Here is a 15,526-nt window from a genome sequence, read left to right as displayed (position 1 = left end):
CGCTTGCATAATTTATTTTATATGGTGTTCTAAATAATTGCATGCTTACTCTAGTTCTGATTCCTCTATGATATGGGCCAACTCTATTATCATTCCTCTATGGAATACATTAAAATCATTTCTATTAAAACAATAAAACCAAATATAATAGCTAGTTTACTTTTGCCCGCTGCAAATAAGGCAGTGGTAGCAAGTGCAAATACGATTATTTGAAGTAGTATTCGAATAGGAATAGTCACCGGGAAAGTGGCTTTAGGTGCTATGAAAGTTCCCCAAAATACTGCAACTAGTAGTGGTGTTCCAATTCCAAGTATTGTATTGATGAGCCATCCTTTGTTCATATGAAAACCCCAGTAACAAAAAGCACCAAGCGTTAATAGCTCCATAGCAAAAAACAAGCCAAATACCAAATACTGTATATTTGAATATCAACATCCTAATGACCTCCTAGTTTTCTCTCCTTAGTTTTTATGTATTCCTCTAGTTGATCGGAAGGTTGAAACACTGTATTTCCGTGACATACTTCTAGCTGCTTCGGCTTTAATTGGCCTATTATACTTGCACTTGCTACGGCTTGCCTCATATCTGCTGTGAATGCAGACATAGGTTGCTTGAGCTTCCCCTTTTTAGAAGTGAACAAATCTCCAGCTAACAATACTTGGTCTTGCTCATGGTAATAGACGACGTGACCTGGAGAATGCCCTGGTGTGAAATAAGGTGTAAGTTCCCCGATTTTCTTTAAATTTTTTAAGTCGTCTTCTAATAAGGGTGTAGTTACCGTTTTTGGAATATTATTCTCCAACTTTTTACGATTGGGGTAAACGACTTGGCCCTCCATATAAGGGATTTCAATTTGATGAGCATACACTGGAACTTCATACTTTTTCAAAATTCCTTTTACCGCTCCAACATGATCGGAGTGTCCATGTGTTAAGAGTATTCTTTGTATAGGACCGGCATTTAGTTGTTCCATGAAGTTCATGATTCCTTTTGTCATCATTGGCATTCCTGCATCTACTAACGTGATTCCTTCTTTATCAACTACGACCCATACATGAATAGGAATTATCATCCATGTTTTCAAGTTCCAAATATGCGCAGAAATCTTTTTTGCCTGCATTGTCATTTCCCCTTACTTTAATTTTTCTTGAGAGCCTAAAAGTAAAATTTCTATCGCTAGGTTAAACGTTGGTTTCAATCTTTCCATTAGTATATCGAGCGGTTCATGCTGATAAGAGTATGTACTTAACACCCCATTCAGTTGGTAATAAAAAATTCGAGAAAATGCTAAAAGCTGTTCATCATTTGAAATGGAGAGATTTTCCCTGATAATCGATTTCAATAGTTCAAATATTTCAAGTCGAAGTTGGTTGACCTCTAATTCTGGCTTTTCATCCACTCTCGAGGATTTAGCATTAAAAAAAATATCATACATATTACGGTTTTTTAAACAAAAGGAAATGTACTCTAAACTTATTTCTTTTAGCTTCCTTTCGGAGGATAACGAATCCACCTTTGCGATAGCCTGCAATTTTTGATGTAGCTGGTGCAATGGTGGCAAAGACAACTGGTGAAGTAATGTTACCTTATCTTTAAAATATAGATAGATCGCTGTATGTGAACAGCCCGCATCCTTTGCAATTTCTCGAATCGTTACTGCATCATATCCTTTTTGGGCAAATAAATTTGCAGCAGATTCCAATATCAACTTTTTGGTTTCCTCTGAACGTTGCTCCTGTTTACTTTTCATACTATGTGACCTCTTTTCATTATACTAACCATTGGTTATATTATAACCAATGGTTAGTATAATGTCAAAGAAGTGGATATTTTATTAAAATATGCACAACATAAATTAGTTATATTGGACATTCCATCTCTACCGAATCCCAATAATATTATTTTCATAATATCAGCAGTATAATTAGTTATCTTAACTTTCAACAAACGTGAAAAAGGGGGAATTCATTTGAAAAATAAACCTACTGAGTCAATAATGGCTACACTACTATTAACCATTAAACAGGCATTTACCATAAATAAAAACCCTCTTCCTTGGTTAAAAGCTTTTACTGCAGGAGTTTGTGCAGGTTTGCCAGTCCTCATTGGATTCTTACTTGGAAACTTGGAATACGGTCTAACAGCAGGTCTTGGCGGCTTGACTTATCTATATGTGTTTAATATTCCTTATGCTTTTAGAGCCAAAAAATTATTATTTGCAGTAACTGGGCTATCATTTGTTATGGGTCTCGGAACTTTACTTGCTCCCTATGCCCTTTTATCTGCAATAGTAGTCGCTATTATTGGTGCTCTTGTCACTTTCTTATTTGGAGCACTAAGAATCACTGGACCAGCTGCTATTTTCTTTGTTCTTACCTTTTTAATGGCTACTGGTATGCCAGTTGATCCTGAACTAGCCCCTATTCGAGCGGGACTTGTGTTCTTAGGTGGAGCGTTTTCATGGATTATGGGAATGACTGGTTGGTTAAATAATCCTCACGGTCCCGAAAAGATGGCCGTGAAAAAAGTATATCTGGAGCTAGCTAGTTTCCTAGAACTAGTTGGAACAGACCAATTAAACAACTCTAAACAAAAAATTATTTCCTCACTAAAGTCAGCAGAAGACTTAATCCATTCTGGCTATATTCCGTGGAGGATAACAGAACCCTATAAACGGCTATATTTACTAAATGGACAGGCGAATAACATCTTTCTACATATCATTGAAAAGATGGAATCAATAGATCAGCCTTTACCTATGGAACTTAGTGAATCAATCCGTTCCATCGCACAATCATTTGATAACCCTAAATCTAAAATAAAAATTCCACAGGATGAAAGTACAAATGATTTAACTATTTTACATGATTTAGTTAAAGATACTGCTATTATTGCAAGCGACTCAATGTCTGTTATTCAACGAGAAATAGTTATTTCTAAACCGTCACTACGAGTTGTAATAGGTGGTGCTTTTGATAAAAATTCAATCGTATTTTTAAATGCTTTTCGATATGGTTTTGTGCTGTTTGTAGCAGCTATTATCGCACAATCATTTGATTTTGAACGTTCCTATTGGGTTACGCTATCATGTGCAGCAGTGCTATCAGGCGCAACTATTATGGCTACCTTCCACCGTGCAATTCAACGATCTTTAGGGACAATTATTGGAATTTTGATCGCAACATTGATTCTATACTTTCAACCCGAGGGTTATATTATTGCAATTGCTATTTTCTTCCTCACTTTTCTAACAGAGCTTGCCATCGTATTGAGTTATGGAATTGCTGCTTTATTCATCACACCGAATGCTCTTTTGCTTGCTGAGAGTACTACGAAAATTCATGATATCTCCTTTTTTGCGTCAGCTCGCGTAATTGATGTCCTAATAGGAAGTGCCATTGGGCTCATAGGTGCCTTTTTGATGAATCGAAAGAGTGCAGCTAGTTTACTTGCCCATACGATGGCCAAAACAATTCGTAGTGAACAGCAGTTTTTACTTACTCTGTTTTCACAGGAATCTGCATTAATGGAGCCTGAGTATTCAAAGGAGCGTAGTAAAATGCAAACAAATTTAACCAATTTAAAAATTGTATATTCTACAGCATTAGGGGAAATACCACGAGACAATACAAAGCTAGATCTACTATTTCCAGCAATCCATTCCATCGAACACCTTGGATATTTACTAGATTCCTCTGCTAAATACAAAAGCCGCCCCGTACTATCGGATCATGATTTATCTAAAATACTCCTTGTATTTGAAACGTTGGCAAAATCAGCAGAACAAGAGCGAATATTATCCAAAAAAGAGATGCCCAACATCATTGGGTTTTCTAAAATACAAACAGAGGTGCATCATCTTCAGGATGCCATTCAGGCAAGTGGAAAAAAGTAAAATCGGACTGAGAAATAGCATAATAATCCTCCTTTACTTTTATCGATAAGGAATATGGGAGAGTTTAATAGGTACAGTTGGATATCCTACATTTTTTAAGTAATAATTGATGCTTCTTGCTGTGAATTCATTGGTTCCGGAGGGGCCTATAATGATTTGATTGACAGGAAGTCTATTGTCATTTTGAAGTACTTTGTTATGTGTCTCTAACTCGATATATGGCAGAATAATATTATCTCTTGCCCGGAATTTGAGCTCATGCTGATACGGCATACTCTTGGAGTTTGTCACAATGATTCGCCATTCCTTTTCCTCTGAAAAAGTAGCATGTTTAAATAACGGGAGAAAGTAACCAATCGTTCGTGCCACTTCCTTTGGAGAAAACTGCGGTTTTTGTCCGCTTATCTCTAGACTGAGAAGCGAGACGTTTATAATCCTGCGAATAATTCGTTCTTGCAGCTTATGATCGTATATCACCTTTCGGGGGAAAAAGTTTTCTTCACTTAAATGAAAGGAAACATCAAATAAAGATGAAAAATCAAATCCAATAGAGATGCCGTGCTGACTTCTGCTATATCCTCTCCACTGGCTTAGTAGGTCTCCGCTTTCGCAAAATGACACAACAAAAATATCAGTATCCTGTTCCTCCAGAATTGTAAAAACTGCTTCTAAGTATGTCCTTCTAGGATTTTCTAATGGTAATTCTTGAATGAGCTTTTGAACGATACTTTCACATACTTCTAGCCCATGACTATATTCTTTCGAGTCATTCATAAACTTTATATGCGAAGCCCAAAAAGTTTTATTGCTAATTATTCCTTGCGCACCTTCTAGATTTGTATAGTGATATAATGCTCTAATATTTTTCGTAAAGTACCTTTTGAATTCCTTACTGATTAAAGGAATAAGAGCCTTCATGTCAATTGTTGAAATAGGGTTTTGTTTGGACATTTTACTAGCACCTCCTATACTTTATAGTAATACTTCCCTCTTTTTATGTCCAAAAGCCATTGAATTTTATGAAACAACAAAAAAAACCAGAATTAGAAAGATTTCAATCTTCCACTCTGGCTTCTCGATACCACTTAATAAGGTCATGAGGTTTCATTGGTTTTGCAAAATAATATCCTTGAAAAATAGGATCTTCACTAGTGTTTGTTAAGAAATCTACTTGTTCCTTCTTTTCTACACCTTCGATAACTATATTTAAGTTTAATGATTCTCCTAATGTAATAATCGCTTGGACAATCGCTGAATCTTTAGGCGATATCGGTACATCATCTATAAAAGATTTGTCTATTTTTAAGGTGGATATCGGCATTTGCTTTAAATAAGAAAGTGATGAAACGCCAGTTCCAAAGTCGTCCAATGCGACAGAGAAACCTTCTCGTCTAAACGCTCCTACAGACCTCATAGCCTCTTCCATATTTTTAACAAAACTATTCTCTGTAATTTCTAATTCTACTTGTGTGGGTTCCAGACCATAATCATTCAGTTTTTGTTTTAATACCTTTAATAATAGTGGTGAAGTTACATACTCACCTGGAATATTAATAGCAACTTGCTTAAATGAAATATTTTCTTGTTGCCAGTTGGCCATTTGTTGACACACTCGGTCTATAATCCAATTTGTCACACTAATCATACGATCATATTCTTCTAAAATAGGAATAAAAACAGCAGGTGAAAGAACCCCATACTTTGGATGATTCCATCTTAATAATGCCTCAAGACCTGCAATGTTTTGTAAGGTTAAGCGAACTTTCGGTTGGTAAACAAGAAATAATTCATCCTCCCTCATAGCTCGAATGACATCTTCTGCTATTTCGCGTTCAAATGTATACGTATGAACACTCGGATCATAGTAAACAATATTATGATTATATGTGATAGATGGGTAGTTTAGAACAGCAAGTACATTTGTATAAATATTAGGTGCATTATCAAACTGGTCTGCTTCCGATATCGCACATACGCCATATGAAAAAACTTCTTGGTCTTTAACGAGTATAGGTTGACGAAGAACATCTGCTATTTCCTTCAAATCATCTATTAATTGTTTTGCGCTATCCACATCCCTAGCTACTAGAGCAATACGATGCCCCTCAATTCTATAAATCTCTGTTTTTGAAGGTGTTCTAGATTTGAATATAAGTACTAAAGCACGGATCACATCATCACCGAAAGCATAACTGAATTCTCTATTAATATATTCTAAATCATGTATATGCCAAACAGCTAAAACCTTTGGCGTCTGAAGCTTTTTCTCAAACAATCGACGATTTGGTAGCTGTGTTAATGCATCGTAATAATTTGCCCGGTACTCGATGTAACGGTCTATTAAACTAGAGAGTAATGAAATACCCAGAAGCACAGCCATTCCCAACGTTACGATAATCGCTAGTCCATACATTTCCGTCATATGAGAATGACCTTTGTGTAATTCATACCCTTCCGGTATATAAAAGTGCATAGCTGCCATGCCTGTGTAATGCATACTAGAGATAGCCAATCCCATGATTAAAGAAATTAATAGTTGAATTATATAATGCGTCTTATACGTTTGGACCTTTGAAAAAATATAAACTGCAATTACAGAAACAATAATTGCAATACAAATAGACGCTATAAACAGTAGGCGGTCATAAGTATAAACAACATCCATTTCCATCGCATACATTCCGATATAATGCATAGAGGAAATTCCTGTCCCCATTGCAATTCCAGCAAAAATATATGACCAAATGTTTCTTCTTGGAAGATTTGCCAAATAGAAAGCTATGAATGATGCTAGCATGGCTGGAATAATTGAAATTAGCGTAATAATATTATTGTACCCCATGTTTACTGGTAACGAAAAAGCACCCATCCCTACAAAATGCATAGACCATATACCAAACCCTAAACAGATAGAGGCTAGCAATAACCAGAAATTTTTATGAAAAAAACTATTTTCTCTTGCTCTTCTATTCAATGACAGGGCCGTATAGGATGCTACTACTGCTATAATGACCGAAATCGCTACTATTATCATAGAGTAGTCGCCAGTTATTTCTATATATGAATTACTTACAGGACTATCGTTATTAAAATTGAATATATTCTCCACACTCCTCTACCTTTTTGACTATACCACACTTCATATCAAGTAATAAATTGTGTAAAATTTTAAATAACTGATACTTTATATAGCAAACGAGTATCTCTATTCTAAGAATAATATGTTGGGTATAGTATTGAATATTGGAAGATTTTTTCAATAAGTTTAAGCAACGAATAAGACCTTTTTTTCCTAGAATCCCATCCTTTGAAACACTTTTTTCAACCAAAAGAGTGGTCTCTATACATTAGGACCACTACATAAGTATTACTATTCAATGTTAAGTTATGAGAATTATACAATTCGATTTTGAGGTTCTTTGTTTTTTAATACTGCTTCTATATCTTTTGCATTCAATTCCATCATTGCTAGACGAGTTCGAATACTTGCACTACCGATATGGGGTAACACAGTTACATTAGGCAATGTCAATAAAGGATGATTTATCGGTATAGGCTCCTGTTCAAATACATCAAGACCTGCAGCCCATATCTTTTTAGATACTAATGCTTCGTAGAGAGCTTGCTCATCTACAATGCCCCCTCTTGCGACATTAATAATTGCTGCCGTTTCCTTCATAAGGTTTAGTTCACGTTCACCTATAAGCCCCTTTGTTTCAAGAGTCAGTGGGGTTAGCAGAATGACAAAATCAGATTGCTGTAGCAATTCATCCAATTCCATATATCGAACGCCATGCGTTTCTTCTGCATCTAGTTTTCTAGAGCGATTATGATATAACACATTCATGTCAAAGCCTTTTGCGCGTCTTGCAACGGCCTCCCCTATGCGTCCCATCCCAATAATGCCTAGCGTAGCACCGAATACATCCATTCCTGTATATTGCATTGGTGACCGGGAAATCCAATTGCCTGCACGAATTTCTTGTTCAACCTCTGTAATTCGACGGGCTGTCGCCAATAATAAAGCAAATGTTAAGTCTGCTGTTGTCTCTGTTAGCACACCAGGTGTGTTAGTAACAATGATTCCATGCTCCTTTGCAGACTCTACATCTATATTGTTATAGCCAACACCAAAATTACTAATTACTTTTAAATTCTGTAAACTTTCTATTATCCCACGATCAATATTATCGGACAGTGCCGTCCACAGAGCATGTGCATCCTTGGCATTTGCTTTTATCTCTTCATATGTCATCGCAGTACTTTCACTATGCCACATCTGTACATCAAATTTTTCTCTTAAAGGTTCTACTATTTCTTCAGGTAGTTTACGTGTTATGTATATTTTGTCCAAAACTTCTTCCCCCTTTAGTCTATAAACCAAATCATGGACGAAAGTACGAAATTTTGCAAACATATTTACATCTTCAAATACCTGCGTTATACTTTGGGCACATTAAAAAAACTACATACCGTTTTCTGCACTAGGGGTGCCCACTTTGGCTGTGATGAGAGCTTTTTAGCTCCGATCCCTTATTACTCGATCAGGATAATACCTGCGTGAGGAAGTGCGGTGACTTTCCGAATTTTCATATTGGATAAGTGGCTGCATCTTCACGGATGTGGTCTTTTTTTATGAAAAAATTCTCGGGAGGTTTTTATTATGCAATGCGGTTTAAGCCCTATCGTCGGATTTCGTTTTTCGTTACATCCGATGACCAATGATTTTATCTCAGTGATTAAAGGAGCGCTTCAAGAAACAGATACGTCAAATGTTTGGATGCATACAGATGATGTGTCTACAGTTATTAGAGGAAAGCAGGTTCATGTGTTTAATGTTGCAAAAGCACTCACTTTACATGCAGCTAAAACAGGCGTGCACGTTGCTTTATCTGGTACTTTTTCTGCCGGATGTCCTGGTGATTCCGCCGGGGATGTATATTTAGATAAAGGAGATGAAGTCGCAAATAATGATATGACAAAGCAATACGTGTCTTCCCAATTTGCCCTTTATCCAATGAATAACTCTAATTATATGGAGATTATTTATCAAGAGGTGGACCGTGCAAAAGAACTTGGTGTATTCAATGACTCGATGCATTATGCAAGCGGTATTCATGGTGATATTCATGAAGTATTCACTTTTTATGAAGAAGCTTTTACAAATGCTCGCTCAGAACAATATAAGCATTTAGTGATGACAGTTTCGATGAGTATTAATAGTCCTTCACACGGAGGTATTTAATATGCTGAAGTCATGGAAGTTAAAAGAGATTGTACTGATGTCCTTGTTTGCGGTGGTGTTTGGCATTGTTTACTTGCTATTTTTGCATGTCAGCAATATTTGGGCTGGATTCATTGGTCCAATTGCGTATGAATGGATTTTTGGCATTTGGTTTATCGTTTCCATTATTTGTATGTATATTATTCGAAAGCCCGGTGCTGCAGTTGTTTCCGAGACGATTGCTGCTGCGATAGAGGTTCTGTTAGGAAATGCTGTTGGACCTCGACTAATCCTTTCCGGTGTCATTCAAGGGCTAGGTGCAGAGGCAGTATTTGCTGCCACTCGATATAAACGCTTTGACCTATGGGTGCTAATGCTTGCCGGTGTTGGATCTTCGTTATTTAGTTTTGCTTATGGATACTTTCTAGGCGGATTTACCGTGTATAGCACTAGCTATGTTGCATTAATGCTTGGAATTCGTATATTAAGCGGTGCTTTGCTTGCCGGTGTTGGCGGAAAGGCAGTAGCAGATGGATTGTTAGCGACTGGTTCACTTCGCGGCTATGCCATCTCTCGTTCGAAAAAGGGTGAGGTTCGTGCATGAGGTTATCCAATTTGAGAAAGTAAGTTTTCGTTATCCAGATGAGGAAGAATGGATACTGGACGATTTTTCGTTTACTGTGCATAGAGGAGAACGGATAGTTATCACTGGCCCAAGTGGATGCGGGAAAACGACATTACTATATTTATGCAATCGATTGTATCCGGATAACTGCGACGGTATTTTGACTGGCTCAGTAAAACTTTTTGAAAAAGATAGTCTTTCCTTTATTCCCGGGGAAATAAACCGTCACATAGCAACCGTATTTCAAGATCCAGATGCTCAGTTTTGTATGCAAACAGTGGAAGAAGAACTTGCTTTTACGCTTGAAAATTTGCAAACCAAACACGAGGAAATGGGAAAAAGAATCTCCGACGTGCTGGTTTTAACCGAATTAACTGAGTTTCGCCATGCAATTATTCAGAAACTATCCGGCGGACAAAAGCAACGCATTGCTACTGCATGTGCACTTATTATGGACCCAGAAATACTGCTGCTAGACGAACCAATTGCTCATTTAGATCCATATACCGCAAAAAAGTATGTAGAGTGGTTAGATGACTTACAGCAAAAACGAAAGCTGACGATTGTAGCCATTGAGCATCGAATCGATTTATGGGGGGATTTTTTTGATAGAAGTATTCCTTTGTATCAAGGTGAAGTTACTCCACAGTTAAAAAAACGCACAAGCAGTACGCAAGAATATACTTCGTTAGTCGTTAATAACGTACAGTCAAAGCCTTTTTTAAAGGAAGCTACTTTCACATTAAATCGCGGAGAAATAACAGTACTTGCTGGACCGAATGGTAGCGGAAAATCTACATTGTTAAAAGCATTATGTCAGCTAATTCCTTCATGCGGAACCGTACAGCCTAAGTATTTAGGATATGTTCCGCAATCCCCTGAGTTTTTATTTCTCACGAAAGATGTGCGAAATGAGGTTGGTTTTGGAGGTGGAAATAATGTGGATGAACTATTGACTAGATTACAGTTGCTACCTATTGCGGATGCCCACCCTTTTGCGGTAAGTCACGGGCAAAAGCGACGAGTGGCTATCGCTGCCATGCTTTGTGATGGTCGTGAGATTATTCTCATGGATGAGCCAACTTCTGGCCAGGATGCGGCGGCGTTGTCCGAGTTATTTCAATTAATAGATGAACGTGCTCGTGCTGGAACTACGTTTTTAATCGTCACACATGATATGGAGTTCGCTCATTGTTTGGCCGATTCTATTTTATTGATGAATAATGGTCGCTTGACTGGAAAGTTTGCAGCTGATGCTATATGGCAGAATGAACTATTATTATTGGATCATCACTTACTTCCTCCGAAAGGATTGATACGTCATGAAGAATGCTTTGCATAGTATGAATCCTTCGGTGAAGTTTTTAGCAATTACAATTTGTATGTTCACGATGGCATTTTTCTTTGACCCTTGGACTCCACTTGTGTTTTTGGCTGGTGTACTCCTGCTACAAGTTTTCTTCAGCCAGATTAACTGGAAGAGATGGTTGTTGTATATGCTTCCTTTTTTTGTTACTGCTTTCGGTTATTTTTGGACGACAATTGTGTTTGCCAAGGAAACTTCTGGTCCTATCATTTGGTCAATCGGATCTATTGCTGTGACAGAAACCCAGCTTGATCATGCTCTTTCGTTGAGCTTTCGGGTATTAGCTTTTTCTAGCTTGTCTCTGTTATTTGCGCTTACAACTAATCCCGTTACGTTCATATTGAGTTTAATGCAGCAATTAAAGCTTTCCCCCAAAATTGCTTATGGTGTGATGGTTGGATATCAGTTTTTGCCTGTTTTGAAAGATGAATTTGTGCAAATTGGGCAAGCCCATCGATTAAGAGGCGCAGCCCAGGAAAAAAATGCGCTGCAACGATTGCTTGGCATCCGACGTATTTTGATCCCTATGCTTGCGGGTGCTGTACGAAAAGCAGAGCGTGCTGCATTTGCGATGGAGGCAAGAGGTTTCACTGGTGAACGTAGAAGTAGTTATTTTCATGTGATTACCGTTGGGAAAGTGGACGTTGCGTTAGTTAGCTTGTTGTTTGTTGTGTTATTTTTGAGCTGTACGAATATGTGGTGGCTTACTTTTTAATATTGAGCTCCTGTTTTTATTTAAAATAAAGCAGGAGCTTTTTCTTCAATATTTTCTTTTTAAACTGTTTATATTAATAGCATGAAGAATCATTAAACCAGTTAGCAAATACCAAATAGCTAATTTATAGGTTGCATAATCAATGGTGCCAATATAACGATTATAAAGCTCGATTGACAACCACCCTAAAGCAATTAATGGAAACACAATGCTGTATGACTTCTGTGAAATACTGCGTCCTCTCTCGTCCTTCCCTTCACTCCCCCATTCAAATTTAAAAGTTATATATATTGCAAAGAAAAATATTATTACATAAGCAATTCTCGCAACAAATAATAGAACTTCTAACATTTTGTTATTCCTCCTCAAACTTATATTGAAAAACTTCGTGTAAATCCACATTGAACAACAATGCCAATTCAAAAGCCAATCTTAAAGAAGGATTGTATTTGTTTTTTTCAATTGAAATGATTGTTTGTCTACTCACCCCTATCCGATCGGCAACTTCTTTTTGTGACAGACCCTTTTCCGCTCTAAGAACAACGAGTCGATTATGGATTCTCCTGCTATCTGAACATTCCAAATACTATCACCTCTTTGAATAAGGGTAATATATTTTTAACAAAAAGTAAAATTTTTTTTACACAAACAAAATAACTGTTCAACCTTTTTTTTTATTCGTTATGAAATAATTAGAATATTGTATAAGGAGTGGATGAGGTTGTCATTTGTTGCTTTACTGCGTGGTATTAATCTCGGTGCCAAAAATAAAGTGGATATGAAGTCATTGAAGGTGCTGTTTGAAGAGCTGGGCTATGAAAATGTTCGGACATATATACAAACTGGGAATGTTATATTTGATAATGCAAGTTATGATGTTCTACAGTTGGAAGCTGCACTTCAAGAAGCTTACGGCTTTAATATACCAGTTATTGTCCGTTCAAAGGAAGAATTGGAGGAGATTAAGCAGCATCCTATCTTCTCCAAGGAGCAAGTGTATGTCATGTTTTTGGCTCAAGAAATTTCTGAGGAGCAAAAAGGGATGCTTGCAAGTTTAATAGATGATGAGTTTGTTGTTTGGAAGAAACGAAATGTGATTATTAGTCTTTCGAAAAGTTATCATCAAACGAAATTTACGAATGCTTTTTTTGAGCGGAAGCTAGGTATTCCCTCAACAGCTCGCAATAAAAATACTGTTAACAAAATATTGGTGAAAATGTCATAAGAATTACTTATGCTTCCTGATGACTTTTATAGATTATCCTTATTGCTAACTTTCCAATAAAATGAAAGTACAAGGAGGGATTAACGATGTCATTTGTATTTCAGTCAATTGATCATGTTCAATTAGCTGCTCCAAAGCGTTCAGAATCAACTGCAAGAAAATTTTACGGGGAGATTTTAGGTTTTACAGAAGTAGAAAAACCAGTGCTCCTAAAGAAACGAGGTGGCGTTTGGTTTGCATTTGGCTCCTATCAAATCCATATAGGAATTGAAGAACCATTTGCACCTGCTAAAAAAGCCCACCCCGCTTTTCAAATAGAAAATTTAGATGCTTTAAAGATACATTTATCTAAAAGTGATGTGAGCTTTGTAGTCGATTCCGACTTGCCAGGAGCCAATCGAATATATATACATGACCCATTTGGCAATCGGATCGAAATATTAGAGTGGATTTCTTGATTTAGCATGCTTAAAGACCGTATTTCACTTTACTGAATTACGGTCTTTTTGCTGCTCACTTATGAATCTATTTACGCTTGAACATAATATGTTTCGCCAAGTATAGTTCCTGATTTAACCCCATTTTGCGGGAATGATTGTTGAACAAATCCTTCTACTTCCGCTTGTTCTATTCCATAAATGGTTTCAATTTCTTTGGAGAACAAACGTCTTCCATCTGAAAGCAAAGTTGGTAATGCTTGGGCTTTATTTGCCTTTAGCAATTCTTCCTGTCCTAATGCTTGCATTAATCCATTTGTGTAATCTTCATAACGACGCTGGCCTACAATTTTTACCCCTTTGTTTTCTTTGTTTACCATAATAATCGTTGGAAAACCACGTACACCAAAGCGTTGAGCTAATTCAAAGTCTTGCTGTAATAAGCGTTCTCCCTCTTCACTGTTTGCTTTTTCCACAATTTCTTTGCCATCTAATCCGATTTCATCAACAAGACGAATTAATACTTCCTCATCAGCAATATTCTCATTGAAAGCAAATACCGCTTCCCTTAATTTACGTAAAAAGATTTCAGCTGCTTCCGCCTTCACGGATTGTACTACCTTCCATACACGTGAAGGTGGATAAGATGAGTGCACAGGATTATCTAACCACAGTGAACCATCTATTGGCATACGATAATATTCACCGACCTCACGCCAGTGTCCTGCTACATCCTTCGGTCCACCAATTCCATTACTAACATCAGCAAATCCATCCCACGAAGGCAGTAGTCCACCCATTACTGTATGTATTTTAAATGTATCACCGTACGCTGCAGTAAATTTAGCTATTTCTGGTTCTAGTGCCCAACAATGCGAACAAATCGGATCACTAAAGAAATATACCTCTACCTCTTTGTTTGGACGGCTAAAATCTAATAAACCTGTTTCATTTTCCTCTACAACTCCGCAAATTCCTGTCTCTAAATCACATGCCATTGGATTATTTTTCATTTGTATTCTCCTTTTCACTGTTTTTGTAGTCATATGCCCATTGTTGTACTGGACGTAATGCTTGTACTAGTGCTCTACCTTGCTCGGTAAGACGATAAGATATAGAAGTAGAAGGTATCAGAGTTACTTCTTTACTAACTAATCCATACTCCATAAGTTCTTGTAAACAGCTTGATAATGCGCGAGGAGTAATATTAGTTATACCTTTTTTCAATTCACTAAATGAATATTCCATTTGTTCATTTGTTGATAAATAATGCAATATAAAACCATTCCACTTTTTCCCTAATATTTGAAATGCATATTCTAAGTTAGGACAAATTGCCAATTAAGCAAACTCCTCTCTCTATAATTGATATACTTATTATACTAAATATAAAAAGTATATAAACAGTTTTGTTTATATAAATCTTAAGATTGGACCTTCTTGAAAGGATTCGTTAATCTAAAGTTGAATAAATCTAATGAAGGAGTTGCTTTAAATGGCTTATTTACTACAGGTTGATTTTAAAATGGATGGTCCGTTTGGTAACGAAATGTCCGAAGGATTTAAAGATTTAGCACTTAGTATTAATGAAGAAGAAGGATTTCTTTGGAAGATTTGGACGGAGGATGCACAAGCAAAAGAAGCTGGCGGGATTTATCTATTTAAAACAAAAGAAACTGCACAAAGCTATTTATCCATGCATTCTGCACGTTTAGCAAGCTTCGGTATTACAGATATCCGTGACAAAATCTTTGAAATTAATGAAGCCCTTTCTACTATTAACAACGGTCCTATCCAAAAATAAGCAAAACATGCTTCTATCGTTTCCGAAGGGCTTTGGACAAGGCATTTTTACTATATGATTACCGAGTAAATTTTTAGTGATATTGGTTGTGACATCCGTCACAACCAATATCACTTTTTTCCGTCATCTTATGGCGTTTGCCTGTCCATCACCCTCCTGCAACTTTTAGAAGAAGGTTAATGCATTTCTGGTTAACTAGAGATAAGATACTTCCCTAATGGTAGAGGAAGCTCAC

At 36.8% G+C, this 15,526-nt stretch carries 18 protein-coding genes and 1 riboswitch; of the genes, 8 read left to right on the top strand and 10 right to left on the bottom strand.

Annotated elements, in window-relative coordinates; all coding sequences use genetic code 11:
- Nucleotides 1-89: 89 nt before the first annotated feature.
- The 3 genes from ACN6MX_RS00090 to ACN6MX_RS00080 are packed head-to-tail and all read right to left on the bottom strand — an operon-like array spanning nt 90 to nt 1,750.
- Nucleotides 90-386, bottom strand: coding sequence for a YrdB family protein (locus ACN6MX_RS00090; protein ID WP_419960673.1), 297 nt, complete (start codon nt 384-386; stop codon nt 90-92).
- Between the two features lie 50 nt (nt 387-436).
- A complete protein-coding gene (locus tag ACN6MX_RS00085) occupies nt 437-1,120 on the bottom strand; it encodes an MBL fold metallo-hydrolase (protein ID WP_419960672.1) in 684 nt (227 codons plus the stop codon).
- Between the two features lie 12 nt (nt 1,121-1,132).
- Nucleotides 1,133-1,750, bottom strand: a complete 618-nt coding sequence (locus tag ACN6MX_RS00080; RefSeq protein ID WP_419960671.1) for a TetR/AcrR family transcriptional regulator — start codon at nt 1,748-1,750, stop codon at nt 1,133-1,135.
- Nucleotides 1,751-1,969: 219 nt separating this feature from the next.
- On the opposite strand from ACN6MX_RS00080, the gene ACN6MX_RS00075 reads away from it, so the two are divergent.
- A complete protein-coding gene (locus ACN6MX_RS00075) occupies nt 1,970-3,895 on the top strand; it encodes an FUSC family protein (RefSeq protein WP_419960670.1) in 1,926 nt (641 codons plus the stop codon).
- Between the two features lie 39 nt (nt 3,896-3,934).
- Here the strand turns inward: ACN6MX_RS00075 and ACN6MX_RS00070 are convergent, their stop codons facing one another.
- The 3 genes from ACN6MX_RS00070 to ACN6MX_RS00060 all read right to left on the bottom strand — a co-directional run bounded on the left by ACN6MX_RS00070 (nt 3,935) and on the right by ACN6MX_RS00060 (nt 8,249).
- Nucleotides 3,935-4,846 carry a DUF2971 domain-containing protein gene (locus ACN6MX_RS00070; protein WP_419960669.1) on the bottom strand — a complete coding sequence of 304 codons (912 nt, stop codon included), beginning with the start codon at nt 4,844-4,846 and terminating at the stop codon, nt 3,935-3,937.
- A gap of 103 nt (nt 4,847-4,949) precedes the next feature.
- Entirely contained in the window at nt 4,950-7,004 is a 2,055-nt protein-coding gene (locus ACN6MX_RS00065; RefSeq protein ID WP_419960668.1) for an EAL domain-containing protein, read from the bottom strand.
- Nucleotides 7,005-7,289: 285 nt separating this feature from the next.
- Nucleotides 7,290-8,249 (bottom strand): 2-hydroxyacid dehydrogenase, encoded by a 960-nt coding sequence (locus ACN6MX_RS00060; RefSeq protein WP_419960667.1) that lies wholly within the window; start codon nt 8,247-8,249, stop codon nt 7,290-7,292.
- 122 nt (nt 8,250-8,371) lie between these two features.
- A riboswitch (TPP riboswitch) is annotated at nt 8,372-8,479 on the top strand.
- A gap of 79 nt (nt 8,480-8,558) precedes the next feature.
- On the opposite strand from ACN6MX_RS00060, the gene ACN6MX_RS00055 reads away from it, so the two are divergent.
- Genes ACN6MX_RS00055 through ACN6MX_RS00040 form a run of 4 tightly spaced genes read left to right on the top strand, consistent with a single transcriptional unit; the run spans nt 8,559 to nt 11,825 of the window.
- On the top strand, nt 8,559-9,140 hold the full coding sequence (locus tag ACN6MX_RS00055) for a YkoF family thiamine/hydroxymethylpyrimidine-binding protein (protein WP_419960666.1): 582 nt from the start codon (nt 8,559-8,561) through the stop codon (nt 9,138-9,140).
- Nucleotides 9,141-9,144: 4 nt separating this feature from the next.
- Nucleotides 9,145-9,723 (top strand): ECF transporter S component, encoded by a 579-nt coding sequence (locus ACN6MX_RS00050; RefSeq protein WP_419962686.1) that lies wholly within the window; start codon nt 9,145-9,147, stop codon nt 9,721-9,723.
- Nucleotides 9,716-11,086: an ABC transporter ATP-binding protein gene (locus tag ACN6MX_RS00045; protein ID WP_419960665.1), complete on the top strand. Its 1,371-nt coding sequence runs from the start codon at nt 9,716-9,718 to the stop codon at nt 11,084-11,086. Before ACN6MX_RS00050 ends, ACN6MX_RS00045 begins: the two co-directional genes overlap by 8 nt.
- The gene (locus ACN6MX_RS00040) at nt 11,067-11,825 is read left to right on the top strand and encodes an energy-coupling factor transporter transmembrane component T family protein (protein ID WP_419960664.1); all 759 of its coding nucleotides are present in this window, start codon (nt 11,067-11,069) and stop codon (nt 11,823-11,825) included. Before ACN6MX_RS00045 ends, ACN6MX_RS00040 begins: the two co-directional genes overlap by 20 nt.
- Nucleotides 11,826-11,870: 45 nt before the next feature.
- Here the strand turns inward: ACN6MX_RS00040 and ACN6MX_RS00035 are convergent, their stop codons facing one another.
- Both ACN6MX_RS00035 and ACN6MX_RS00030 read right to left on the bottom strand, forming a co-directional pair.
- Nucleotides 11,871-12,176 (bottom strand): hypothetical protein, encoded by a 306-nt coding sequence (locus ACN6MX_RS00035; protein ID WP_419960663.1) that lies wholly within the window; start codon nt 12,174-12,176, stop codon nt 11,871-11,873.
- A gap of 4 nt (nt 12,177-12,180) precedes the next feature.
- Nucleotides 12,181-12,408 (bottom strand): helix-turn-helix transcriptional regulator, encoded by a 228-nt coding sequence (locus ACN6MX_RS00030; protein WP_419960662.1) that lies wholly within the window; start codon nt 12,406-12,408, stop codon nt 12,181-12,183.
- A gap of 138 nt (nt 12,409-12,546) precedes the next feature.
- Between ACN6MX_RS00030 and ACN6MX_RS00025 the strand changes: the two genes are divergently transcribed.
- Both ACN6MX_RS00025 and ACN6MX_RS00020 read left to right on the top strand, forming a co-directional pair.
- Nucleotides 12,547-13,050, top strand: coding sequence for a DUF1697 domain-containing protein (locus ACN6MX_RS00025; RefSeq protein ID WP_419960661.1), 504 nt, complete (start codon nt 12,547-12,549; stop codon nt 13,048-13,050).
- Between the two features lie 86 nt (nt 13,051-13,136).
- Nucleotides 13,137-13,508 (top strand): VOC family protein, encoded by a 372-nt coding sequence (locus tag ACN6MX_RS00020; RefSeq protein ID WP_419960660.1) that lies wholly within the window; start codon nt 13,137-13,139, stop codon nt 13,506-13,508.
- Nucleotides 13,509-13,579: 71 nt separating this feature from the next.
- Here the strand turns inward: ACN6MX_RS00020 and ACN6MX_RS00015 are convergent, their stop codons facing one another.
- Nucleotides 13,580-14,500 carry a DsbA family oxidoreductase gene (locus tag ACN6MX_RS00015; protein ID WP_419960659.1) on the bottom strand — a complete coding sequence of 307 codons (921 nt, stop codon included), beginning with the start codon at nt 14,498-14,500 and terminating at the stop codon, nt 13,580-13,582.
- Entirely contained in the window at nt 14,490-14,828 is a 339-nt protein-coding gene (locus ACN6MX_RS00010) for a winged helix-turn-helix transcriptional regulator (protein ID WP_419960658.1), read from the bottom strand. The genes ACN6MX_RS00015 and ACN6MX_RS00010 overlap by 11 nt, the downstream gene beginning before the upstream one ends.
- Nucleotides 14,829-14,982: 154 nt before the next feature.
- Here ACN6MX_RS00010 and ACN6MX_RS00005 point away from each other — a divergent pair, with 154 nt between their 5' ends.
- Nucleotides 14,983-15,291, top strand: a complete 309-nt coding sequence (locus tag ACN6MX_RS00005) for a monooxygenase (protein WP_419960657.1) — start codon at nt 14,983-14,985, stop codon at nt 15,289-15,291.
- Nucleotides 15,292-15,526 lie beyond the last annotated feature (235 nt).

It is taken from the genome of Psychrobacillus sp. BM2, from assembly GCF_048572895.1.
In the GTDB taxonomy this organism is placed as follows: Bacteria; Bacillota; Bacilli; order Bacillales_A; family Planococcaceae; genus Psychrobacillus.
This window is presented reverse-complemented; position numbering and strand designations above follow the sequence as displayed.